This window comes from Filibacter tadaridae (assembly GCF_900609045.1).
Taxonomy (GTDB): Bacteria; Bacillota; Bacilli; order Bacillales_A; family Planococcaceae; genus Sporosarcina; species Sporosarcina tadaridae.
The window spans coordinates 21,211-46,198 of the sequence record NZ_UXAV01000036.1; the positions used below are offsets into that span (position 1 = coordinate 21,211).

The window sequence follows — 24,988 nt, forward strand, 5'->3', positions numbered from 1 at the left end:
TAAAACTTCACCTGCTTTCTCTAAGATGGTTTAATAATAGCAAAACAAAAGAAGTTCGTCAATAGGGACTTTTCAAACTAGTTATGTTGAAAAAACAATTCTATTTAATCTCCAGCGAAGGCGCCTACTGGGGTAGCCGAAGCAATAAGACTGACAGTGAAAATCGAGGGCACTGAAAAAGTCCAACTCTCTTCAAATCCCGTTGATTTCCGTTCCGAGCGGACGCTTTCCGCGGGCACGGCTTCAGCCTCCTCGTCACTGCGTTCCTGCGGGGTCTTCAGCTCGTGCTGTTCCCGCAGGAGTCGCCGCTCTCCACTACAATCAACTGGTTTTCACTATAAAAAAGAACTTTTTCAGTGGCCTTGTGAACTTCTGCCCTAGCTTATTGCGGGAGGCATCCCCAAGCGCCGAGCGGTGTTCAATGGACTTCTTTTAATCCGATGCCAGAAACCGGCACCGGGTGTAAGCCTCTTTTTCGCCTTTCTATTGAAAAAGCGGCCCTCTTATTGAGAGCCGCTTTGCTTTAGGAATCCAACGAAAGATCTGCTATATCTTCTTCATTATCTTCGTATCTAAATACTTCCAAGTATAAAATGTGATGGCCATCCACGTCTTTCACCATGAATTCAAAACCTTGTTCAATAATCTTTTCACCTTGAATGGCTTCAAAGCGTTGGGTCATGAACCAACCACCGATTGTATCGATGTCTTCTTCATCAATTTCGATACCAAGAATCACATTGACGTTTTCTATCAACATTTTTGCATCTAAAATATAATGACCTTCACCGACTTTTTGCACTTCCGGTACTTCATCCAGGTCGAATTCATCTTGAATATCACCGACGATTTCTTCCAAAATATCTTCAATTGTTACAAGTCCTGAAGTTCCTCCATACTCATCCATTAGGGCAGCCATATGGATACGTTCCCGTTGTATTTTGAGTAGAAGATCGCCAATCGGAATTGTTTCAATGACACGTATTATTGGTTGCATGTAGTTGATGACAGGCTGAGTTCCTGTGGTAGAGTCTTTAATATATGCCGTCAACAAGTTTTTCATGTTAACGAGCCCGATAACATGATCCTTATCACCATCTGTAACAGGGTAACGTGTATATTGCTCAACACTGGTCATATCAAAAATTTCATGTAAGGTAAGGTCTTTATCTATTGTCATCATTTCTGTTCTAGGAGCCATGATTTCTTTTGCGATACGGTCATCGAATTCGAATATTTTGTTGACATACTTGTATTCAGCTTGGTTAATTTCCCCGCTTTTTAAACTATCCGATAAAATCATTCGAAGTTCTTCCTCCGTGTGTGCAACCTCAGACTCTGAAATGGATTTGAAACCGAATAGCCTGATTACGAAACGTGCCGAACCATTCATGCCTTTTATAATCGGGTACATTAGGCGGTAGAAAAAAATGAGCGGTTTTGAGAAAGACAACGTAATCTCTTCCGCTTTTTGAATCGCGATTGTTTTTGGTGCCAATTCACCGACGACAACATGCAAATATGTGACGACCGTGAATGCGATAATAAATGAAAGGAAGCTGGAAACACTTGTTGTCAAATCAAAGTGAGCAAAAATTGGTTTCAATATCAATTTGACAGTTGGTTCCCCAAGCATACCGAGGCCCAGAGCTGTAATCGTAATTCCCAATTGGCAAGCGGATAAGTACTCATCCAAATTACCGATTACTTTTCTCGCATTGATAGCACGACGGTTGCCTTCTGCAACAAGCTGGTCAATGCGTGTAATCCTTACTTTCACTATAGCGAATTCACTCGCAACAAAAAATGCGGTGAGGGCGATCAAGACAGCAAATGCTGTCAATCGTATGGCAATCTCCAAATAATTCCTTTGTTCCAAACCCGAATGAGGGGGAGAACAAAGTGTACACCTCCTGTAATGGTAAAATAGCTAGTTAATACTATAATAATTTATTTACAAGAAAAAGACAAATAGATACACCTATCGCTCTTATATTTTATTTTCGGGATTCTTGTGGCTAAATCTCGCAAGATAACGTGTAATTAGTATTTTCTATTCCTTTAGAAAAGTGTTGACATTCTAAAAACGGAAATGGTAATCTGGTATAGTTAGATACTCGAAATAGTAAGGGAGGTACGGACAATGGCAAAGTCAATGTTTGACTCATACAACTGTATAACAAATCCGTACCAGCCCAAATCTATTCTTCTATGAAACCGTAAATTAGGGATGGTGCTAGTTACTGTTCCTTTACCTGAGCACACGCTTAAGTTAAAAGGCGTGTGCTTTTTTTGGTTCCCAATTAAGGAAGATTCGATGTTCTCACGCTTTGCGTGTTGCATAAAGCGAAACTTCAATCAGTGGGGGTTTTTCTCATCCCCCACTGATTGTTAGTTAAGCCATTCGGGCTTTTACGGGCAGTTGATCTCCCGCTTATTCTTCTTGTTTTCTCGAAGGCTTGAAGTTGGGAGTCTTACTGCCCGTTAATGCGGGATAAATACAAATTGAAAAGGAGTGCTGGTTATGGTGAACATGAAGCAGCAAAGAAAAATTTTACAAAAGGAATCTCTAGAAAGCGGATAGTTATAAAAGAATAAGGAAGAAGGTTGAGTGATTCATGTTTTCAGTATTAGTTAAATTAAAATGGTTTTTTAAAGAAAATCGCAAGAGGTATACAACTGCACTTATCCTTCTCATGATAACGAATCTACTGGTTATCATCCCGCCATGGATTATCGGTCAAGTAATCGATTCGATTTATACACAGACATTGACGGGTAAGCTACTGGCCATTTTCATCGGGGGAATGTTACTCGTAATGCTTTTCAACTACGCATGCAACTTCATCTGGCAATACCAGCTGTTCGGCGGTGCATATGTAATCGAAAGACAATTACGCGGCGGTCTTATGCGGCATTTTTTGAAGATGACGCCTACATTTTACGAAAAGAATAAAACCGGCGATTTAATGGCACGGTCGACGAATGATTTACGTGCTATTTCAGAAACAGCAGGCTTCGGAATTATGACACTTGTCGACTCTACGGCATACCTGCTGACACTAGTTTTGACGATGGGTTTTCTTGTGTCATGGAAGTTAACTTTATTTGCAATCTTACCGCTCCCGATACTTGCGTATATCATGCAAGTGTTAGGCAAGTTAATACATGAAAGATATATGACGGCACAAGCTGCATTTGGTGACTTGAATGATAATGTTCTTGAAGCTGTCGCAGGCGTAAGAGTTGTGCGTGCATATGTACAAGAACGTGCGACAGAGCAAGTCTTTTCTGATATGACAGAAGATGTGTATCAAAAAAACATGCACGTTGAGAAAATCGATGCGTTATTCACACCGATTTCAAAAGTGCTTACCGCACTGACTTATATGATTGGACTCGGATATGGGGCATTCCTGGTTTCAAAAGGAGAAATGACACTTGGGAATCTTGTTACGTTCAATGTCTATTTAGGGATGATCGTTTGGCCGATGTTTGCAATCGGGGAACTTATCAATGTCCTGCAACGGGGAAATGCTTCACTGGACCGTGTAATGGATACATTGGATTATGAGGAAGACGTGAAGGACCCTAAACATCCGGCGATTGTCGAACAGCCCGAAAGTATTGGGTTCCGTGATGTTGTTTTTACGTATCCAACATCACATTCGGTGAACTTGGACAATGTTAAACTCAATTTAAACCGAGGGGATACGCTTGGTATTGTCGGGAAGACGGGTAGTGGTAAGACTACATTCGTCAAACAATTACTGCGTGAATACCCTACTGGTGAAGGAGAAATCACCTTCTCAGGCGTGTCGTTACAATCGTTAACAAAAGATCAGGTTAGAAACTGGATCGGCTATGTGCCACAAGACCATGTCCTTTTCTCGCGTTCGGTAAGGGCAAATATCTTGTTCGGTCGACCAAATGCAACGGAAGCGGATATTGCAGAATCGATTCGTTTGTCATACTTTGAAAAGGATCTTGAAATGCTTCCGGAAGGTCTCGATACGCTTGTAGGGGAAAAAGGTGTCGCGTTATCGGGTGGTCAGAAACAACGGATTTCAATTGCCCGGGCACTTGTTAAAAACCCGGAAATCCTTATTTTAGATGATTCACTTTCCGCAGTGGATGCGAAAACAGAGTCCAAGATTATTGAAAATATCCAAACAGAACGTTCTGGGAAAACGACAATTATCACAACTCATCGTTTGTCGGCGATCCAACATGCGAACTGGATTATAGTTCTAGATGATGGCCGAGTCATCGAAGAAGGAACACATGAAACGTTGCTTGCACAGAACGGCTGGTACAAAGAGCAATTCGACCGCCAGCAGATTGGGGAGGTTGAATAATTTGAGTACTGGTAAACGATTAGTCCATTATGCATTGGTCTATAAAAGGATTTTGATTACGGGTTTGGTATTACTCGGTTTTGCAGTAGCAGCAGATTTGATGGGGCCATTAATTGCTAAAAAGATTATTGACGACCATATTGCAGGTGCATCAGGCGGTGCAATTGACTTCGTGCCGATTGCAAAACTACTAGCTGTCTTCTTTGGTCTTGCCATTGTGACTGCGATTATGCGCTATTTTCAGTACTTGTTACTACAACAAGCCGCAAACCGTATTATTCAAAAGATGCGGAATGACCTTTACGAACAAATTCAAAGGCTGCCAATCCGGTATTTTGATAATTTACCGGCAGGAAAAGTCGTTGCACGAATTACGAATGATACGGAAGCCATACGTAATTTGTATGTAACTGTTGTGTCACAGTTTGCGGTTAGTGGTATGTACATGATTGGTATATTTATCGCCATGTTTTACTTAAGTCCGAAGATGGGTGCGATTACGCTGTTTGTTCTGCCGATTTTGTATATTTGGATGAAGATGTACAGGAAATTTGCATCAAAAGTGAATCACATCATTCGCGGAAAAGTAAGTGATATGAATGCGATGATTAACGAATCCATCAATGGAATGACAATCATCCAGGCATTCCGTCGGGAAAAACAGATGGATGATGAATTTGGAGAATTGAATGATGAACATTTCCGCTATCAAAATAAATTATTGAAAGTGGAAGCGGCGACGTCACACAACTTGGTTGACATTATTCGGTCATTAACATTCGTCTTTTTCATCTGGTATTTCGGCGGGGCGTCTTTATCCGGGGGAAGTATTCTTTCTGTCGGTATGCTTTATGCATTTGTCGATTATATTACAAGGTTATTTAATCCAATTACAGGTGTTGTTAATCAGTTTGCACATCTTGAACACTCCCTTGTCGCGGCGGAGCGGGTCTTCAAATTGCTAGATAGAGATGGAGAACAGGTAAGTGATGAAAAAGTCGAACGGTATCATGGAAATGTCCGCTTCGAAAAAGTCTGGTTTGCTTACAATGATGAGGAATACGTGTTGAAAGATATCTCATTTGAAGCAAAACAAGGGGAGACGGTTGCTCTCGTCGGCCATACGGGATCAGGTAAAAGTTCAATTATGAACCTATTGTTCCGTTTCTATGATACGTCGAAAGGGAACATCACAATTGACGGCTTGAATATCAATGATATGTCCAGACAAACAGCACGTGATCATATGGGGATTGTCCTACAGGATCCGTACTTGTTCAGTGGAACCGTCGCATCGAATGTCAGCTTAGGTGATTCACGTATTACACGTGAAAAAGTGCAGCACTCACTTGATGCAGTCGGTGGGGACCGGGTATTGAAGCACTTACCTAACGGAATAGACGAGGAAGTTGTCGAGAAAGGGAGTACACTCTCTTCCGGCCAACGCCAACTCATTTCATTCGCACGGGCACTTGCATTCGACCCTGCGATACTCATACTAGATGAAGCAACGTCTAACATCGATACAGAGACTGAAGAAATCATCCAACACGCGATGAATGTATTGAAAAAAGGACGGACGACATTCATCATCGCCCATAGGCTTTCTACAATTAAAAACGCAGACCGGATTTTGGTACTGGACCGTGGAGAAATAGTTGAAAGTGGTTCGCATGATGAATTACTTGTTTTAGACGGTCAATACGCACAAATGTATAAGTTACAAGCGGGAACATCCTCTCAATCGGTAATCGATTGAGGGGGTTCCCCTTTTTTATGGCTGGAAATCTGATTGGATCACTAACCTGGCACCGGGTGTGTGATACAAGCTAAAGGCACCTTAAAAGTGGTAGCCGAAGTAAGACTGGCGGTGCTCTTCGAGGCCGCTGGAAACGTTCCTTTTCACAGTGAGAACTAGTTGATTGTAGTGGAGAGCGGCGACTCCTGCGGGAACAGCACGAGCTGAAGACCCCGCAGGAACGCAGTGACGAGGAGGCTGAAGCCGTGCCCGCGGAAAGCGTCCGCTCGGAACGGAAATCAACGGAATTGGTGCGAGTTGGACTTTTTCTGTGCCTGGCTTATCGCGGGAGGCATCCCCGAGCGCCGCAGCGAATTCAATGGAACACTCTATTTCTACACACATACTAGAGTTCATCAAATAATTCGTATAAACCCCATTGTAAAACTATTGTGGAAACCGTATATTTAGATTAACGAAATAGTCGCACATGGAAAGTTGGAGATCAATGCCTAAATGGTTTATAGATTGGAAGTTGAAAATCTCATCATTCAATAAAAACGTCAAATTATTCATGCTTGCAAATGTACTCATCCAGATTGGAATGGGCGTTTTCATGGTCATGTACAATTTATACATAAAAGAGCTTGGAATGCCGGAGACAGTGAACGGAAAAGTTATCTCGATGACAGCGATGGCGTCGGCGATTATGCTCGTTCCAGCGGGTTTCCTAAGTGATAAACTTGGTCGAAAATGGATGATTGTCGGCGGTGCAGCATTTACGGCAATGACGTTATTTTACAGAGGCATAACAGTCGTCGAAACGCCGATTATTTATGCGGCATTTTTAACGGGTTTGTTTATGGCGTTTGTTCAAGTTTCGGGTGTACCTTTTCTTGCGGAGAACTCCACCTCTGCAGAACGAGTCCATATGTTCAGCATCCATTTTGCACTGATGACTGTGGCAAACGTCATCGGCAGTCTATTGGGCGGTGTCGTCGCGGATGTATTGGAAATTGTTTTATCGATACCTGCTACTGAAGCAATCCGTTGGTCGTTACTTATGGGGGCAATTATTTTCACACTAGGTCTTCTTCCATTATTCAAGTTGAAAAACACCCAACCGGAACCTGTACAAATAAAAGCCGAACCTAAGATTCCGTTAGAAAATGATTTAGTTGAAAATAGCTTTAAGCGCAATATTATCCTAATTTTTCATTTCTCTTTGGCAAGTTTATTAATTGGGGTTGGATCAGGTCTCGTTGTTCCGTATTTGAATTTGTATTTTGCGAATCGCTTTGATGCATCGAATGCCTATATAGGATTAATATTGTCTCTTGGTTCCGCAATGACTGCTGTGGCGATGCTAATCGGTCCTGTTCTGGTGAAGAAAGTAGGTAAAGTGAAAGCACTTATTCTTTTTCAACTATTGTCAATTCCGTTTTTACTGCTTACCGCTTTCACGACATCATTGCTTCTTGCTTCACTAGGCTTTCTTATGAGGCAGGCGCTGATGAATGCAGGAAATCCGATTCAAAGTGCAGTTGCAATGGAAATCGTTGCTGACAAATACAAAGGGCTTGCAAACTCGATGAATCAGATGGTGTTCAATGTGGGGTGGGCGACCATGGGTCCGATTGCTACGGGGCTTGTTATTGCGAATGGTGATTATTGGGGATATGCGATTGCATTTTCAATTACATCGGTGCTCTACGTTATTTCATCCACCTATTATTTCTTCATCTTCGGAAAGAGGAAGTTAGCAGAAGGGTAGAAAAACGCCCTACACGGTCAATCGTGTAGGGCGTTTTGTTCATTTTCCGCCACTGCGTTTGGGTTGCGTTTCTTTCCAGGCGTTCTGTTCATCGGGCACTCGGCTCTTATCTTCAAAAACGTTTTCCGTTTTCTGGTCTTGTACCTTCAACTGTTCCTTTTCTTTTCGTAGTTCTTCTGGTGATTTCTCGTTAGACATACGACGCCTCCTAAATGATTATGAAGTTGTAGTATGTCCGAAAATGACCCCAATCAGTCGTAAACGTGAAAAATCATTAGTTCATGAATCATCTTTTTCACACTTTCTTCGTCAGACGGTGAATCTCCCGTCCACTGTATTCCGCCATCCGGCTGATATTCACCTGTGTATCGTTTGTTTTGAAAGAAAAAAGCGAACGTCCAACCGGGTAATTTTTTATTTTCGTACATGGGTTTATAGCTGAAATGCTGAAGCATGAAATCTCTCCTTTCATAAGGTGCGACCCGTTCGCATAAACTGGTAAAAAGTTGCGAAAGGGTGCTAAATTGTTTGTTGATAAATTAAAACAGGCGATTGAGGATGAATATAAAGCGTATCACTTGTACAAATCGATGTACGGAATGACGAATGATCCATATTGGCAAGATTTCATCAAACATGCCTATGAGGATGAAAAGGGCCACTATGAAATGTTTCAACAACTCTATTATATGATGACGGAGACGTTTGTACAAAATCCGAAAAAGCCATTGCCTTGTTATGAGTTGAAAGAATGTGCAAAACGGGCACTTGTAGATGAATTGGAAGCAGTGGAATTATATAAAGAAATGCTGCTGACTGTACCATTCCAGCAAGCATATAACCCATTATTCATCGCCATGCATGATGAAATGGAACATGCTATCCGTTTCTCAACGATGTATAATGCCCTGTGAAAAAAGTGAAGGCCATTCAATTGCGGCAATCCTTGTATTGTCCGTGACTTGAATGGTCTTTTTTTATGTTGCGGGAAAGTAGTTTTACAATTCAGTTGATTTTTAAATCTATTATAGTATATCATATAATAGGAGTACCTGTTATAAAACAGTAAAACTAGTAAATACGAATGAAAAATGACGAGGGGTGTTGGGATGCAAAACTATGTAAAAACGGGATCGATTCAAGTTGCTGAAGAACTGTACAACTTTGTGAATGGCGAAGTATTACAGGATACGGGAATGGATGAAAAGCGCTTTTGGTCAAACTTTGATGCAGTAATTCATGAATTCATTCCAGAAAACAAAGAGTTGCTTTCCGAACGTGTACGACTGCAACAAGCTATCAATACATGGCATACAGAACAGAAAGACACTAACGATGCTGCAAGTTATAAAGCGTTTTTACAGAAAATCGGCTATCTGGAGAAAAAAGTGGGTGATTTCACTGTATCGACTGACCAAGTTGACAGCGAAGTCGCGTTGCAAGCTGGACCGCAACTGGTCGTGCCGATGACGAATGCACGCTATGCCCTGAATGCCGCTAATGCGCGCTGGGGAAGTTTGTACGATGCGCTATATGGGACAGATGCGATAAGTGATGAAGGGGGTGCAGAAGCGGGCGGTGAATATAATCCGGTACGTGGTGCAAAGGTTATCGCTTTCGCCAAAAACTTTCTCGATCATGCAGTTCCTTTAACAGATGCATCACATGCTGTTGCGGAAAAGTATGCCATAAAGGACGGAATACTACACGCAACCCTTTCAAGTGGCGACACAACACAATTAAAAGATGGTAAGAAGCTAGTCGGGTATCTTGGTAAACCTGAAGCGCCGACAGCTATCGTACTTGTGAACAACGGCATGCATATTGAAATCCAATTTGACGATGAGCATCCAATCGGAAAAAATGACACGGCGGGCGTGAAGGATGTTTACTTGGAATCGGCTCTTTCCACTATTGTGGACTGTGAAGATTCAGTTGCTGTTGTAGACGCAGAAGATAAAGTACAGCTGTATAGGAATTGGTTGGGTTTGATGAAAGGCGACTTGTCCACTTCCTTTGAAAAAGGTGGAAAAACCGTTACACGAACTTTGAATCCGGACCGAGTCTATACGTCACTTGACGGTGGAACAGTAACATTACCGGGCCGTTCGTTACTGTTTGTCAGGAACGTTGGGCATTTGATGACGAATAATGCAATCTTGGATAAGGATGGGCAAGAAGTGCCAGAAGGAATTATGGATGGGGTTTTGACGAGTCTAATCGCCAAACATAATTTGAAAGAGGATGTCCAGTTCAAAAACGGGGATTACGGTTCTATCTATATTGTGAAACCGAAAATGCATGGTTCGAAAGAGGCTGCGTTCGCCAATAGACTGTTTGATCGAATTGAAGATATATTGGACCTCAAACGGCATACATTGAAAATCGGTCTGATGGATGAAGAACGAAGAACATCTCTAAACTTGAAGGCTTGTATTTATGAGCTAAGAGAAAGAATTGGATTCATCAATACAGGGTTTCTCGATCGGACGGGAGATGAAATGCATACATCCATGGAAGCAGGCGTGATGATCCGTAAAAACGGAATGAAAGCAACGCCTTGGCTGGCGGCTTATGAGTCTTCGAATGTTGCAATTGGCGTGGATTGTGGATTACCGGGCCACGCTCAAATTGGTAAAGGAATGTGGGCGATGCCAGACCTCATGTCGGCTATGCTGGAACAGAAGATTGCCCATCCTGAGGCCGGAGCAAATACAGCTTGGGTGCCTTCGCCGACCGCGGCGACGTTGCATGCGACGCATTATCACACAGTGGATGTTAAAAATGTACAGCAAGGTATTGAAAGCTCAAAAGACTTCCAAGATGCAATCCTTCAAATTCCAATAGCTTCAAATCCCAACTGGTCAGCTGAAGAAATTCAGGCGGAACTGGATAATAATGCACAAGGGATTCTTGGCTATGTGGTTCGCTGGATTGATCAAGGTGTTGGGTGCTCTAAAGTATTGGATATCAATAACATCGGTCTAATGGAAGACCGTGCGACCTTGCGTATTTCAAGTCAACATATCGCAAACTGGCTACACCACGGTGTCTGTTCAAAAGAACAAGTACTCGAAACGATGAAACGGATGGCGAAAGTCGTCGATGAACAAAATGAAGGCGATGTTCTCTACCAACCAATGACTTTGAACTTTGACGAATCGATTGCGTTTGCGGCGGCGTGTGATCTTGTATTCAAAGGTGTCAATCAGCCAAACGGCTATACAGAGCCGATTCTGCATGCGCGCCGTATCGAGGCAAAAGCGAAAGCAGCTTTAGGTTCTGCTATTGGTGCAGGCTTTCAAGCATAAATGTCAAAAAGAATCTCCCAACTAGTTTGATGGTTGGGAGATTCTTTTTTTGTGAGATGAAAATCAAAGCGAATGAAATTGTTCTTTGAAATAATCGACGGCTTCGACCATTTTTGCGCCGTACCAGAACATTTCACCATCTATAAGCATAGGAAGAGTATCCGGCATTATCGCCTGGAATTCGGCTTTATGTTTTTCTTTATATGGATAGGGTTCTGATGCAAGCAGTACATAGTCAAGTTTCGCTTGTTGGAAATCCTCTGCGGTTACGACGGGATATCGACCTTCAAACTGTGCAAACGGATTGACGAAGCCCATTCTCTCCAAAATAGATTGGATGTATGTATCTTTCCCGACAACCATATAGGGTTTCTTCCATATAACATAAGCCGCCCGTTTTCCATTGACGGACGGAAAGGATTCAAAACGGTCCTGAATCGATTCTACAAGAGAGACAGCCTGTTTTTCACGATCTGTCAGCTGACCCATGTCACGAATCATACGATAGGCCTCATCGACGGTCTGTACCTCCGCAACAAAGACGGGGTAGTATTGCTCGAGCGTTTCCACGATTTCCTTCGTGTTCTCTTCTTTTTCCACGATGATAAGATCAGGTTTCACTTCGTGGATAGCCTCAAGTTTAATATCTTTTGTCCCCGCTACAGCCGGAACGTTTTTCACTTTGTCTTTTGGGAAAATGCAAAATCTCGTTCTCCCGACGATTTCATTTTCCAATTGGAGTACGAATAGCGTTTCCGTTATGCCTGGACAAAGAGAGATAATTCTTTTTGGAGGATACTCATACGTTACAGTTCTGCCTAGATGATCGACTACTTCTCTTTTCATTCTACCGACTCCTTTTGTATGTATGTCTACCATATATGTTAATTGTGAAATCAAATTCTGTCATCCTATCCGATTAAGTTGTGCACCATGAAGGCTTACCGTTTTTCCGTTAGGCATGGTTCTGGTATAATTGGAATTGAAGAAACGGGAAAGAGTGAAGCGATTGAACTTTTTATGGACTTTGTTATTTATGGCCCTTATAGGTGCATTAATCGGTGGGCTTACAAATCACCTGGCGATTAAAATGTTATTCAGGCCACATGAAGCGAAATATATCGGCAAGTGGCGTGTGCCTTTCACGCCGGGTTTAATACCCAAACGTCGAGATGAATTGGCTACTCAACTAGGGAAGACGGTTACCAATTATTTGTTAACACCCGAAACGTTCCGAAAAAAGTTGTTAACACCCGAGATGGAAAAAAAGGCACAGGGTTTTCTGCAACAGAAACTGGAAGACCATGTTCTTCATTCGGAAAAAACGGTCAATGAATGGTTAACGACAGCGGGTGCGTCGGATGGTGCCGCAAAAGCGGAACGGAAAGTAATGGAAGTCCTAGATGCACAACTTTTCGCAATCCGTAGGAAAATAACGGCGGGAACAGTTAGTGAAGTGGTCCCAGAAAAATGGCTTTTAGAGGCTGAAGGGCGTATCCCGACGATTACATCGTACATTTTGGATAAATCGGAACAGTACTTTTCTTCAGAAGAAGGAAAAGCCATGTTCAAGAAATTGATTGATGATTTCCTGGCGACAAAAGGTACACTCGGCAATATGGTCAATATGTTTTTTGGTGAATCTGAATCACTTGTCGGAAAAATACAGCGGGAGGCATTGAAATTCATCGCGGCCCCTGGTACATTTGAACTTGTTAATACAATTATCCGTAACGAGTGGATTAAGTTACAACAACGTCCAGTGGAAGAATTACTTTCGGGATTTGACTGGGACGGATTGTTCAACTCCGTCAAAATATATGCTGAAAAGGAACTTGCGCTGGAAAGCCGTTTGAATAGGACAATTCAGGATTACTGGCCTGATGGTGCAGAATGGACAGCGGTGAATGTAACACCGGTATTGACGAGTTTTGCGTTTAAACAAGCTGAATTACAAATGGAACTTTCTATGCGTAAATTGAAAATCGATGAAATGGTAAAGGAACAAGTCGATTCATTCCCGGTATCTATTTTAGAAGATCTAGTTCTGGGAATTTCAAAACGTGAGTTCAAAATGATCACAGTTCTAGGTGCTTTTCTTGGTGGACTAATTGGAATTGTTCAAGGCCTTATCGTCTTTTTGACAAACTAATCTTAGGGGGAAATTAAAATGACAGTGAATATCTATGATGATCTTAATAACTTGGAAGCTGCATTCCGGAAAACAACAGAATTTACGGACGTACTACAAACGGTAGAAGAAGTAAAAGCCGACAATGAGGCACTTGAGTTATTTAAAGGCTTCCGCAAAATCCAGTTGACGCTTCAAGAAAAACAAATGGCGGGCGAAGAAATGGTTCCCGAAGAACTTGAGCACGCACAAAAAACTGCACAACTTGCCCAACAAAATCCAAAGATCATGAAAATGCTTGAAGCGGAAATGAAATTGAGCGGCGTTATTGATGAAGTGAACCGTGTTCTTATGAAACCTGTACAGGAAATATATGAAACCATCTAAACAAAACCGGCCTAGGCCGGTTTTTTAGATAGATAAAGAAAGTTGGTAACCGAACATGCAGAAAATCGTATTGAATGATAAATTCGAGCAAGACTGGATTCGGATGTTCACACATCTTGCAAATCTTTTCTTTGAACAATCGCAAATTATACCGGATGTTGAAGAGGGCGCAATACAAGTAGACTTGTCCGTAAACCGGAACGCAGATGGCCTGCTAGTGGGAAAAGCAATCCTAACTCAGGATGGACTAGACTATGCCGCAACATTTTCTGAGATGGAGGAAGACGGGGATGACATCGTGAAAACCCGTCAACTAAAGCGGGTATACTCGCATATTCTCCTTGAAGTGCTTGAACAGGCTACGGGTATGCAACAATCATGGGGTATCCTGACGGGAATCCGACCGATGAAGCTTTACCATAAGTATCGAAGAGAAGGGCATAGTTCTGAAGAGGCCCAACAAATTTTAATGGAAAGACACCGACTTTCAAGTGAAAAGAGTGCTTTACTGGCAAAAATAGCAAAAGTTCAACTACAGATAGTGCCAGATTTGTATGAATTAAAAAATGAAGTAAGTATCTATATCGGCATTCCGTTCTGCCCGACGAAATGTGCGTATTGCACATTCCCTGCTTATGCAATCCATAGAAAAAGCGGTCGTGTTGAAAACTTTCTAGATGGCCTGCATGAAGAAATACGTGAAATGGGGAAATGGTTGACAGAACGTGATATGGCGATTACCACAATCTATTTTGGCGGGGGAACACCGACCAGTATCGAAGCTAAGGAAATGGATGGATTGTACGAAACGATGTATGCCTCATTCCCCAATATGGAAAACGTTCGTGAAGTTACCGTGGAAGCCGGGCGTCCCGACACCATTACTCCTGCAAAAATTGACGTATTGAAAAAGTGGGGAATCGACCGGATCAGTGTCAATCCACAATCGTATACAGATGAAACACTGAAAGCGATTGGTCGTCATCATACTGTCCAAGAAACCGTTGATAAGTTTTGGTTGTCACGTAATATGGGCATGAAAAACATCAATATGGATCTTATCATCGGTTTGCCGAATGAGGGTATCGATGAATTCAAGCATTCTCTTGCAGAGACTGAAAAAATGCAACCGGAATCGCTGACGGTTCATACGTTATCGTTCAAACGGGCATCCGAAATGACACGCAATAAAGACAAGTACAAAGTGGCTGATCGTGAGACAGTGGAACAAATGATGAAGCTAGGTGAAGAATGGAATGCGGCAAATGGTTATGAACCGTACTACTTATACCGTCAAAAGAACATTTTAGGAAACCTGGAAAACGTCGGTTATTCGAAACCGGGTGAAGAAAGCATCTATAATATTGTCATTATGGAAGAAGTACAAACGATCATTGGCGTCGGTTGTGGGGCATCAAGCAAGTTCATCGACCCTGGAACGGGGAAAATTACGCAGTTCTACAATCCAAAAGATCCAGCTGCTTATATATTGACATACGATGAATCAATCGAAAAAAAGCTTGCACATTTGAATACAATTTTTCCTGCACCTCTAACAAAATAGAGGATTTACAGAAAAGACGCCGAATAAGAGAAGTGAATGGTAATTCATTTTTCTAAAAGGGGTGTCTTTTTTGTATAAAACAGTTGAATTGGTAAAAGAGGGTCGTCTTGCGCGTTTGACATTGAATAGGCCTGAAGCAATGAACGCGATGGACGACGTTATGATGGAAGAGCTTGCAGACGTCCTTGAACTTTTAAAGACAGATACTACAGTGCAAGTTGTCGTTATTAATGGTGCGGGCCGTGCATTTTCAGCAGGTGGTGATATTAAGAAAATGGTCGATCCCAATAGCCCGTTGGATATTGGAAAAGTGATGGTCCACGTTTCACGCCTTGCAAAAGCATTGTATGCGTTACCGCAGATTACGATTGCAGTTGTTCATGGCGCGGCGGCGGGTCTTGGCTTTAGTCTTGTTCTCGCTTGCGATTACATAGTTGCAGAGGAAACTAGTAAACTTGCGATGAATTTCATCGGTATCGGCCTCGTACCGGACGGTGGGGGACATTTCTTTTTGAAAGAGCGTGTCGGCGTACCGCAAGCGAAAAAGCTGATTTGGACAGGTAAAGTGATGAACGGTGAAGAAGCACTTGCAAAAGGGTTAATAGATGAAGTAGTAGCGGATGGACAAGCAGCGGCATTTGCTCAAGGGTATGCACAGAAGCTACTCGCGGCCCCAATTGCTTCAATGATTGCAACAAAGCATATTTTACATGAGCAAAAAACGGCAGAGCTTGAAAATGTATTGGCAATGGAAAGCGAAGCACAAGTAAAAATGCGTAAAACTGAAGATCACCTTGAAGGTATTCAGGCATTCGTTGCAAAACGCAAACCGGAATTTAAAGGGAAGTAATAGATGTGCCCGACACTTACTCAATAGAGCAAGTGTCGGGCACTTTTTACTTTTTTGCCTTCAAAGGCTGTATCATTTATCAGTGAAGCAATCGAAAACGAAAAAAATACAACCAAGTGGCAAGATCTCTTGGTTGCATTTTTTCTGTCTAGCGGCAGGCGCCCTACGCTTTTCTAATTATGAATGAAACAGCAATAGTTGTCCGGTTGGGGATGCGAGGCGGTGTGTGCCTTCGATTAGGTTTTTTTCTTCAAGCATTATTGTACCTTTTTCTTTTGCGTCTTCATCGTTTTGTGCTGTAAATGTCTCGTCGATGATGACTTCACCTTTTTTCTCGAATGCTGTTAGTTTATATGTTCGCATGGAATTCATCCTTCCTACTCTCTTTTCCCCATTATACTATGAAAACGCTGAAAATGAATAGTTGTTCATAATAATTACTGTTAGAAATGAATTTCTCATTTTTGAAGAGGAAGTAAAATATTTAGATAATTGTTGTAAAGGTTGCTTGACATTCAACATATAGTAAAGTAACCTTTACGTAAAGGTTACTTTACTTACGGAGGGTTGAAAATGAAAACAAGAAAACACGTATCGCGTTCCACATTTGTAGTATTCGGATTTGTATTTTTCCTATTTGCGGCATTGTTTACGAATGCGTCTATTTCTACAGGGGTTTTCCCAACAGGACCCGATGTGATGATGATTGGCATTAGTGTAGTAGCATTTTGTAATGCCAATTTATTGCCCGAATTCGTGAAGAAAGATGAACGTTCTAGAGTGATTAAGGAAAAAGGGATGTTCTACAGTTACTTTGTTTTAATAGGGTTCTTATTTATATTTATGATTTTATTTCAATTTACAGCAATTCAATTGGACGGTTATCAAACCGTTTGTATACTTGCAGCATTAATTATGATGACCGTATTTAGTTCATTCGTAGTCGTTTCGAAAAGGATTTGATGGAAAGGAGCTATTGAAATGAATAACCTGATAAAGGAAATGCGGACTGCGATGGGATTGACGCAAGACGATCTCTCGGAACGATTGGAAGTTTCAAGGCAAACAATCATCTCCCTTGAAAAAGGAAGATACAACCCATCACTTGTCTTGGCGTTCAAAATTGCCAAACTATTTAATTGTCGTATTGAAGATATTTTCAAACCGGAGGAGGAATAAGGATGTACGAGGGATTTGATATCTGGACATTTTTAGTTGGGCTTCCGCTTGCCCTTGTAATTATTTCGATTGTTATGGTTGTGAATTGGAAAAAAGGGAAGAAAGAACGATGGTTTGACGAAAGATATAAGAGAATCCATCAACATGCCCGGTCAATCTCGTGGGGCGTGACAACGGCTGCCATACTTATTTCATGGATAATCGTCATAATTATTGAAGGGCCGCACCTTGCTTTTTTCATTATCACTGGGATTTGGGTGGCGCATATGGTGTCGTATGCAATTGGTGCAGCAATTGCCAGTAGTAAAAATTGAGTTTGTTGAAACTTCAGGAAAGTAGATTCGTATAGTTAACTATGGAACGGATGAAAGGGGTAAAACAATGACATTAGTACTTGAACATGTGACGAAGCGGTTTGGGGATTTCACCGCAGTAGACGATTTAACACTTTCAGTAGGGGAAGGTACGATGTACGGATTTCTCGGAGCAAATGGTGCGGGTAAAACGACAACGTTTCGAATGATTTTAGGTCTTCTGAATGCAAACGAAGGGAAAATAACCTGGAATAATAAGCGAATCACCTATGCAACAAGTCCTGAAATCGGCTACTTACCCGAAGAGCGTGGACTGTATCCGAAGATGAAAGTGGAAGACCAGCTTGTTTTTCTTGGGGAATTGCGCGGTATGAAAAAAGCGGATGCTAAATCTGAATTGAAAAAATGGCTAGAACGGATGGAAATCAGTCATTATGCAACTAAAAAAGTTGAAGAACTATCAAAAGGAAATCAACAAAAAATCCAGGTGATTGCCTCTCTCATCCACAATCCGCGACTTCTTATCTTGGATGAACCGTTTTCTGGGCTAGACCCGGTCAACGTGGAAATGTTGAAGAATGCGATCCTGGACTTCCGTAACCAAGGGGCGACAATTGTATTTTCCAGTCACCGTATGGATCACGTTGAAGAACTATGTGAGCAGTTGAGTATTATCCATAAAGGCAAGCAAATTGTGAGCGGTACACTTCGTGATGTAAAACGTTCGTTTGGTAAACAGAATATCCGAATTCATTCGGATAATGATTTGTCGCAATTGGATTCAATTTCAGGTGTGACTTCTGTGCAAAAAGCGATTGAAGGCGCTGTTTACCAAGTTGAATCTGAACATATTGCAGAAGCGCTTCTTGCTGAGGCGTTGAAGTCAGGCCCGATTCGACATTTTGCAATCGAGGAACCTTCGTTACAAGACATATTCATCGAAAAGGTGGGGAAAGAACATGCGTGAGTTTTGGATTATTTTCAAACAGGCATTTGTTACAAAGGCTAAAACGAAATCTTTCGTCATTACGTCAGCGGTCATGATTGCTGCCATTTTTCTTTTTGCGAATGTATCGAAAATTATCGATGTCGTTCAAAATGTCACGGGCGGCGATTCGGAAGAGACGTTGCAAGTTATCGATACAAGTGGCGTACTTGTCGACAAACTGAATGAGCAATTCAATGTGAATGAAAAGGCCATTACAGTGGAATTATCCGATAAAACAGAGCAGGAGCTTATGAAAAAAGTGGAGGAGGAGAAAATAGACTCTTTCCTGACGCTTGCGCTTGATGATTCAAATACGATTCAAGCAAATTACACGACGATGAGTGCGACGGATTTCAGTCTTCCATCGAAAATTCAAGATGCCCTTCAGACCATTCAAACGGAAATGAAAGCAGAAGAATTGTCATTGTCGGGAGAACAAGTTCAGACGCTATTCTTGCCCATCCAATTTGAACAAAACAATATCTCGCCATCTGCAAAATCTGAAAATGAATTAAACCAGGCACGCGTACTTGTTTATGTGCTTATGTTCGTCATTTACTTTGCAGTTATCCTTTATTCCAGCATGATTGCAACGGAAGTAGCGACAGAAAAATCTTCCCGCGTCATGGAAATCCTTATTTCCAGTGTGTCACCCGTCAAGCATATGTTCGCGAAAGTACTAGGAATTGGTTCGCTAGGTCTCGCGCAAATTGCGTTGTACGGGATTGCGGGTTTCATTGCCATGAAAACGGCTGCGACCGAAATACCGGGCGGGTTCTCGGATTTCTTCAGCTTCTCGGATATCAATAAAGTCACTCTTCTCTATGCGATTGTATTCTTTTTGTTAGGCTACTTCCTTTATGCAACACTTGCAGCGCTCCTAGGATCACTCGTCAGCCGAACGGAAGATGTACAACAAATGATTATGCCGATGACCATGCTTATCGTTGTGGCATTCATCCTTGCAGCGTCAGGACTTGGAAATCCGGAATTGGGCTATTTACAGATTACTTCCTTCATTCCGTTCTTTGCACCGCTTGTTATGTTCTTGCGGGTCGGCATGTTGGATTTGCCAGTATGGGAGCCCCTATTGTCGATTGCAATTATGCTCGTGACCATTTTCCTTCTCGGATGGTTTGGTGCACGAGTCTACCGCGGTGGCGTCCTTATGTATGGACCATCCCGTTCGTTGAAAGATATTAAAAAAGCAATTCAGCTAGGGAAAGAATAATAAAAGAGAAAGACTCTGAAAAAATTCGCAGAGTCTTTTTCTTTATGTTAAAATTAGAACAAATATTCGTTTTGGTAAAGGAGGTACTAGCGTGTCATCAATCCGTTTCATTCACACAGCTGATTTGCATCTTGATAGCCCGTTTAAAGGAATGACAGGACTGCCGGCTGAACGGTTACACGCATTACGTGAAAGTACATTCACGGCTTTTTCAAATTTAATAGAGTATGCGCTTAAGTCGAAACCAGATTTTGTCCTGATTGTCGGTGATATTTATGACGGTGAAAATCGCAGTTTGCGTGCGCAGAAAAAGTTTCATGACGGAATGGAAAAGTTGAATACGATAGGGATTCCAGTTTTTATAACACACGGAAATCATGATCATCTTGCGGGTAGGTGGACACGGTTTTCACTGCCTTCTAATGTCCATGTATTCGACGGCAATGTCAAAGAGGCGCAACTCCGTGTGAACAATCAGGAGGTATCCATTTATGGCTTCAGCTATAAAGAAAGGCATGTCCACGAAGCGATAATCGAGCACTATCCTGTGGCCGGAAATCAGAATAGCTACCACATCGGCATGCTTCATGGGAGCCTGGCGGGAGACCAAACGCATGATGTCTACGCACCATTTACAAAAACAGAGTTGCTGGAAAAGCATTATGATTATTGGGCACTCGGCCACATCCATTTACGCCAAAGCCTTCATGCCGAACCACCGATTGTTTATCCGGGTAATTTACAGGGGCGGCACCGCAATGAGAGCGGTGAAAAAGGATTCTATGAAGTAGAACTATCTAAGACAGGGGCGTCATTACAATTCATCCCCTCATCAGCAATTGTTTTTGAACGTATCGAGGTATCGTGTGGAGGAATCAGTCATGCGAATGAATGGTTGGCTGCATGTACAGATGTAGTAGATACATATCGCACGCGTTTTGGTTCTTGTATTGTGGAACTGACGATGACAGACGTAGGGTACGAGGCAGCTGAACTATTCGGCCAATCTACTGAAGCAGAGTGGCTTGAAGTGCTTCGAGAGGGATTAGATGACCAAGAGAGCTTTATCTGGATACAGAAAATCACATTCAACAAACAGACGCAATCCGCTGCAATAACTAGTACACTTGTGCAATCCGTTCTTGGCCAGATGAATGGCTGGACGGAGGCTGAGTGGAAGGCAGTCTTGAAAGATGTCTACCAACATACAAGGGGCGTAAAGTACCTTGATGTGCTAAGTGAAGAGGATATCCGTGATATTCAAACCGGGGCAGCATCATTGCTGACAGCGGAAATGATGGAACTGAAATGAGGGGACAAGATGAGAATTGAAAAACTAATCATCTATGGATTCGGAAAACATGAAAACGTTACAATCGATTTCGGGCCGGGGATGAACGTCTTGTATGGTTTGAATGAAGCGGGAAAAACAACAATCCAGCAATTCATCCTTCATGTATTATTCGGTTTCCCACCTAAAAATAATGCGACACTGCGCTACGAACCTAAATCAGGAGGGAAATACGGAGGACAGGTGCAGCTTATGGATGATACATTTGGAAAATGTACAGTTGAACGAGTTCGCGGAAAATCAGCGGGCGATGTCACCGTATTTTTTGAAGAGGGTTCTAAAGGCGGCGAAGAGACGTTAAAGGCTCTCATGCGTCAATACGACCGGACCTCATTTGAATCAATTTTTTCGTTTTCACTCTTGCAATTGCAAGGATTTGAAAAAATGGATGAAGAAGAGTTAAGCCGAGCACTACTCGCGTCTGGAACGACAGGTGTGGATTCTTTACTGCAATTGGAAAAAAGAATGGAAAAGGAAATGAGTGAACTATTTAAGAAATCCGGGAAAAATCCAGAGATGAATAGCAAGATGGCGGAGCTTCGGGAATTGGAAGTCGAACTAAAAGCGGAACAACAAAAAGTGGAAGCGTATATGCCTTCTGTTCATAGAATTCAGGAAGTTGAAGGATACTTAGTCAATCTTCGTAAAGAAGAAAAGACACTTCAAAATGATTTGCAACAAGTTTCTCTTATCCGTCAACTACTCCCTCTTCATCATAAGAAAAAAGAACTTGAAACCCGCTTATCTCATGTACGCTCAGTAAATTTCCCGGCTGATGGGATCAGACGTCTTGAATCTCTTACTGGAAGATTAGCAGAAACAGAAGCGGCAAAGCGAAGACTGAAAAAAGAACAAGCAGAGATGGTTGCGGGGATGCCTAAACAGCATGATGTGGAACGAATTGGCGAGATTGACGCATTGTTAGCGAAAGAATCGGAATGGCATAGTTGGCATACTGTATCTGGGGCGGCAGAAGACGAAGAGAGGCAGTTAACAAGTTCTTACCGACGTTTGTTTGACAGATTGGGTATCCGCACTGCCGATGCAGAAACAGCCCTGTTACAAGCTAACGTATCCATTCAAAAAGAACAAGAGATGCATCGTTTACTTGCTGAACTGACAAACAAAGAACAACAGATAAGAATGACGGAAAACAAGCGCAGCGACCTCGAAAGCGAACTGGCAGATACGGAGAAGAGACTGGGAACGGTTGAACAAATTGCACCATCTGTAAATGAAGTAGAAAGTGTCCAGAAGTGGCCTGAATTACGTGAACGACTTGCGGAGGCGAAAGCGTATATTGCACTGGGTAAAAGTTCATCCAAACAGGATAGCTTGAAGGTTCCTGCACTGTTATCGATACTGGCGCTTATTTGTATTACGTTCGGGTTTATCCAACAAGAATGGCTTATCGGTATACTTGGTGTCATATTTGGTGGGGCGGCACTATTTTTCTATTCAAAAAGAGAGACTGACAAGACAGGTAAACAAAAACAGCAGGAGATGGAATCGTTCGTTGCAAAACATGCTGGTAAAGAACAACAGATGACGGAACTGATTGAACGTTTGAACACGTATAATCGTAACAGGGATCGTCTACATGAAGAATACATGTCTCTTGAACTTAAATACCAGCAAACGGAAGTTGAACTAGAAAAATTGAAGGGCTTTAAGCGTCAAAAGGAAATCGAACTGGCCCATTTCTTGGAACAATACGGGCTTGAATCGGAGTTATCAAAAGAGGTAATACCAGAACTATTCCGGATGATTCGTGAAGTGCAAGAAATAACGCAAAGTTTGAAAGGATCGAGATTGCGACGCCAAGCTTCGGAAGAAAGAATTGCTGAGCGGGCGTTGGAAATAGAAAAAGCATTACAAAAAACGATGTCAAAAGAAGTGATGTATGAGATGCTGAGGAGGGAATACTTTTTGCTGAAAGAGCAGCTTGAATTATTCACCTCATTGACAACTGACATGAAAAGAATTGAATCGGATTTGTTGGAGACGGCTGAACTTAGTGCATCGCTTCGCACGACTATACAGCAATTATTAACAGAAGCAGAAGCAGAAACAGAAACTGAATTTTACACTGCATATGATGACTTTCAGGAAGTGGTCCGCTTGACACAACAGCTGCAAGACATTCAAGTACAACTAGATACATATGGTCAACTTGAATCGCCCACTGGTTTAACTGAAGGCGAGTTAGTTTTAAAAGTGGATGGAAACGAACGTAGATTGAGGGAGATTTCCAGTGAGATAAACACTTTGGTTGCGGAAAATGCTGCACTTGTTCATCATACGGAACAGCTCCTTACAGACGAAAACGTTGGTCGAAAACAACAACTGTTTGAGATGAAGAAAGCGGAACTTGCTGAACTTGCGAAAAAATGGTCTGAACGTAAAGTGGTTGCCGAGGCGATTAGACATACTGTGGCAGAATTGAAAGAGAAAAAGTTGCCTGAAGTGCTTGGATTCGCGGAAGAGATGTTTTGTAAACTGACAGGCGGAAACTATACCGCGCTAGTCGTGACGGCTACAGGACGCTTTGAAGCATTATCGATTAATGGAATGTACTATCCCATTGTGGAACTAAGCCAGGCGACGAAGGAGCAAGCCTATATAGCGCTTAGGCTTTCGCTTGCGACATCGGTCCACAATACAGCGCCGTTTCCGATTATGATGGATGATCCGTTTGTTCACTTTGACGAAAAGCGACTTTCGCGTATGATTGATGTACTGGATCATTACCAATATAAGCATCAGTGCATTTATTTTACATGCCACGAATCGATGAAAGAGCGATGGAAAGATGCAACAATACTAAACGTTTCCGATATCGGGAGCAATCAGGGGGCAATCGTTTCATGAAAAAACTAGCGGACTATAAAGTCGGGGAACCGATGGATATCTTTTTGCTTATTAAACAATCTACAAAAGGTGTCACGCAACAGGGTAGCCCTTTCATGACACTTATATTACAGGACAAAAGCAGTGATATTGAAGCAAAGCTATGGGATACGACGGATGCACATGCGAAAACGTATGCTGCGGCTTCTATAGTTAAAGTTGGCGGTGAATTACACGAATACCGGGGAAAAAATCAATTACGTATTAAAAGTATACGCCCGGTAAAAGAAGATGAAAGCGTGACGATTTCCGACCTCGTACCGTCCGCGGAGAAAAGCAAAGAAGTCTTATATGAAGAATTGATGCAATACTTCTTTGAAATGCAAAATCCGCATATTCAGCGCATTACACGTCATTTATTAAAAAAGCATCAACAAGCGTTCATGACCTATCCTGCAGCAACAAAAAATCATCATGACTATGTATCAGGGCTTATCGACCATGTAGTATCTATGTTGAAACTAGGAAAAGCCCTCGCAGATCTCTACCCTACATTGAACAAAGACTTATTGTATGCGGGAATCATTTTACATGATGTCGGGAAAGTTATTGAACTTTCAGGTCCCATCGCGACGCAATACACAATTGAAGGGAACTTACTTGGCCATATCACAATCATGGTGAATGAAATTTCCAAAGCGGCTGACGAACTTGAAATTGTCGGGGAAGAAGTGGTGTTACTGCAACATATGGTTCTATCTCACCATGGGAAAGAAGAGTGGGGTAGCCCGAAACGTCCTATGCTGAAAGAAGCGGAAATCCTGCATTATATCGACAACATCGACGCGAAGATGAATATGTTGAACCGTGCACTCAGCAAAGCAACTCCTGGTGAATTTACAGAGCGTATTTTCCCACTTGACAATCGTTCGTTTTACAAACCTTCGTTTGAATAACTAAAA

Annotated in this window: 22 protein-coding genes; 17 read left to right on the forward strand and 5 right to left on the reverse strand. The window is 42.1% G+C overall.

Annotated features, from left to right (window positions below; genetic code table 11):
* Positions 1 to 523 precede the first annotated feature (523 nt).
* Complete coding sequence (locus FILTAD_RS06715; protein ID WP_124069710.1) at positions 524 to 1,843, reverse strand: hemolysin family protein; 1,320 nt, start codon at positions 1,841 to 1,843, stop codon at positions 524 to 526.
* Positions 1,844 to 2,618: 775 nt separating this feature from the next.
* Between FILTAD_RS06715 and FILTAD_RS06720 the strand changes: the two genes are divergently transcribed.
* The 3 genes from FILTAD_RS06720 to FILTAD_RS06730 all read left to right on the forward strand — a co-directional run bounded on the left by FILTAD_RS06720 (position 2,619) and on the right by FILTAD_RS06730 (position 7,870).
* On the forward strand, positions 2,619 to 4,358 hold the full coding sequence (locus FILTAD_RS06720) for an ABC transporter ATP-binding protein (RefSeq protein ID WP_124069711.1): 1,740 nt from the start codon (positions 2,619 to 2,621) through the stop codon (positions 4,356 to 4,358).
* 1 nt (position 4,359) lies between these two features.
* Positions 4,360 to 6,117 carry an ABC transporter ATP-binding protein gene (locus tag FILTAD_RS06725; RefSeq protein WP_124069712.1) on the forward strand — a complete coding sequence of 586 codons (1,758 nt, stop codon included), beginning with the start codon at positions 4,360 to 4,362 and terminating at the stop codon, positions 6,115 to 6,117.
* Between the two features lie 487 nt (positions 6,118 to 6,604).
* Positions 6,605 to 7,870 carry an MFS transporter gene (locus FILTAD_RS06730; protein WP_124069821.1) on the forward strand — a complete coding sequence of 422 codons (1,266 nt, stop codon included), beginning with the start codon at positions 6,605 to 6,607 and terminating at the stop codon, positions 7,868 to 7,870.
* Positions 7,871 to 7,909: 39 nt separating this feature from the next.
* Here the strand turns inward: FILTAD_RS06730 and FILTAD_RS15795 are convergent, their stop codons facing one another.
* Complete coding sequence (locus FILTAD_RS15795) at positions 7,910 to 8,068, reverse strand: hypothetical protein (protein ID WP_160117579.1); 159 nt, start codon at positions 8,066 to 8,068, stop codon at positions 7,910 to 7,912.
* A gap of 53 nt (positions 8,069 to 8,121) precedes the next feature.
* A complete protein-coding gene (locus FILTAD_RS06735) occupies positions 8,122 to 8,325 on the reverse strand; it encodes a YheE family protein (protein WP_124069713.1) in 204 nt (67 codons plus the stop codon).
* 69 nt (positions 8,326 to 8,394) lie between these two features.
* On the opposite strand from FILTAD_RS06735, the gene FILTAD_RS06740 reads away from it, so the two are divergent.
* Together FILTAD_RS06740 and FILTAD_RS06745 are read left to right on the forward strand one after the other, a co-directional pair.
* Positions 8,395 to 8,784, forward strand: coding sequence for a ferritin-like domain-containing protein (locus FILTAD_RS06740; protein WP_124069714.1), 390 nt, complete (start codon positions 8,395 to 8,397; stop codon positions 8,782 to 8,784).
* 195 nt (positions 8,785 to 8,979) lie between these two features.
* Complete coding sequence (locus FILTAD_RS06745; RefSeq protein WP_124069715.1) at positions 8,980 to 11,181, forward strand: malate synthase G; 2,202 nt, start codon at positions 8,980 to 8,982, stop codon at positions 11,179 to 11,181.
* 63 nt (positions 11,182 to 11,244) lie between these two features.
* Here the strand turns inward: FILTAD_RS06745 and FILTAD_RS06750 are convergent, their stop codons facing one another.
* Positions 11,245 to 12,027, reverse strand: a complete 783-nt coding sequence (locus FILTAD_RS06750; protein WP_124069716.1) for an ABC transporter substrate-binding protein — start codon at positions 12,025 to 12,027, stop codon at positions 11,245 to 11,247.
* 154 nt (positions 12,028 to 12,181) lie between these two features.
* On the opposite strand from FILTAD_RS06750, the gene FILTAD_RS06755 reads away from it, so the two are divergent.
* The 4 genes from FILTAD_RS06755 to FILTAD_RS06770 all read left to right on the forward strand — a co-directional run bounded on the left by FILTAD_RS06755 (position 12,182) and on the right by FILTAD_RS06770 (position 16,113).
* The gene (locus FILTAD_RS06755; protein WP_345788888.1) at positions 12,182 to 13,333 is read left to right on the forward strand and encodes a DUF445 domain-containing protein; all 1,152 of its coding nucleotides are present in this window, start codon (positions 12,182 to 12,184) and stop codon (positions 13,331 to 13,333) included.
* A gap of 18 nt (positions 13,334 to 13,351) precedes the next feature.
* Positions 13,352 to 13,699: a YlbF/YmcA family competence regulator gene (locus FILTAD_RS06760; protein WP_124069717.1), complete on the forward strand. Its 348-nt coding sequence runs from the start codon at positions 13,352 to 13,354 to the stop codon at positions 13,697 to 13,699.
* 55 nt (positions 13,700 to 13,754) lie between these two features.
* On the forward strand, positions 13,755 to 15,263 hold the full coding sequence (locus tag FILTAD_RS06765; protein WP_124069718.1) for a coproporphyrinogen III oxidase: 1,509 nt from the start codon (positions 13,755 to 13,757) through the stop codon (positions 15,261 to 15,263).
* Positions 15,264 to 15,333: 70 nt separating this feature from the next.
* On the forward strand, positions 15,334 to 16,113 hold the full coding sequence (locus FILTAD_RS06770; RefSeq protein WP_124069719.1) for an enoyl-CoA hydratase: 780 nt from the start codon (positions 15,334 to 15,336) through the stop codon (positions 16,111 to 16,113).
* A 177-nt stretch (positions 16,114 to 16,290) separates the two neighbouring features.
* Here FILTAD_RS06770 and FILTAD_RS06775 read toward each other — a convergent pair whose 3' ends face one another.
* Positions 16,291 to 16,476: a YhzD family protein gene (locus tag FILTAD_RS06775; RefSeq protein WP_124069720.1), complete on the reverse strand. Its 186-nt coding sequence runs from the start codon at positions 16,474 to 16,476 to the stop codon at positions 16,291 to 16,293.
* 210 nt (positions 16,477 to 16,686) lie between these two features.
* On the opposite strand from FILTAD_RS06775, the gene FILTAD_RS06780 reads away from it, so the two are divergent.
* The 8 genes from FILTAD_RS06780 (at position 16,687) to yhaM (ending at position 24,982) form a co-directional block, all read left to right on the forward strand.
* A complete protein-coding gene (locus FILTAD_RS06780; RefSeq protein ID WP_124069721.1) occupies positions 16,687 to 17,076 on the forward strand; it encodes a hypothetical protein in 390 nt (129 codons plus the stop codon).
* An 18-nt stretch (positions 17,077 to 17,094) separates the two neighbouring features.
* Positions 17,095 to 17,292: a helix-turn-helix transcriptional regulator gene (locus tag FILTAD_RS06785; protein WP_124069722.1), complete on the forward strand. Its 198-nt coding sequence runs from the start codon at positions 17,095 to 17,097 to the stop codon at positions 17,290 to 17,292.
* A gap of 2 nt (positions 17,293 to 17,294) precedes the next feature.
* On the forward strand, positions 17,295 to 17,606 hold the full coding sequence (locus FILTAD_RS06790; protein ID WP_124069723.1) for a DUF2178 domain-containing protein: 312 nt from the start codon (positions 17,295 to 17,297) through the stop codon (positions 17,604 to 17,606).
* 67 nt (positions 17,607 to 17,673) lie between these two features.
* Positions 17,674 to 18,573, forward strand: a complete 900-nt coding sequence (locus tag FILTAD_RS06795) for an ABC transporter ATP-binding protein (protein WP_124069724.1) — start codon at positions 17,674 to 17,676, stop codon at positions 18,571 to 18,573.
* Positions 18,566 to 19,825, forward strand: coding sequence for an ABC transporter permease (locus FILTAD_RS06800; RefSeq protein WP_124069725.1), 1,260 nt, complete (start codon positions 18,566 to 18,568; stop codon positions 19,823 to 19,825). The genes FILTAD_RS06795 and FILTAD_RS06800 overlap by 8 nt, the downstream gene beginning before the upstream one ends.
* A gap of 91 nt (positions 19,826 to 19,916) precedes the next feature.
* The gene (locus FILTAD_RS06805) at positions 19,917 to 21,137 is read left to right on the forward strand and encodes a metallophosphoesterase family protein (RefSeq protein ID WP_124069726.1); all 1,221 of its coding nucleotides are present in this window, start codon (positions 19,917 to 19,919) and stop codon (positions 21,135 to 21,137) included.
* 9 nt (positions 21,138 to 21,146) lie between these two features.
* A complete protein-coding gene (locus tag FILTAD_RS06810; protein ID WP_124069727.1) occupies positions 21,147 to 24,047 on the forward strand; it encodes an ATP-binding protein in 2,901 nt (966 codons plus the stop codon).
* Positions 24,044 to 24,982, forward strand: coding sequence for a 3'-5' exoribonuclease YhaM (gene yhaM, locus FILTAD_RS06815; RefSeq protein ID WP_124069728.1), 939 nt, complete (start codon positions 24,044 to 24,046; stop codon positions 24,980 to 24,982). The genes FILTAD_RS06810 and yhaM overlap by 4 nt, the downstream gene beginning before the upstream one ends.
* Positions 24,983 to 24,988 lie beyond the last annotated feature (6 nt).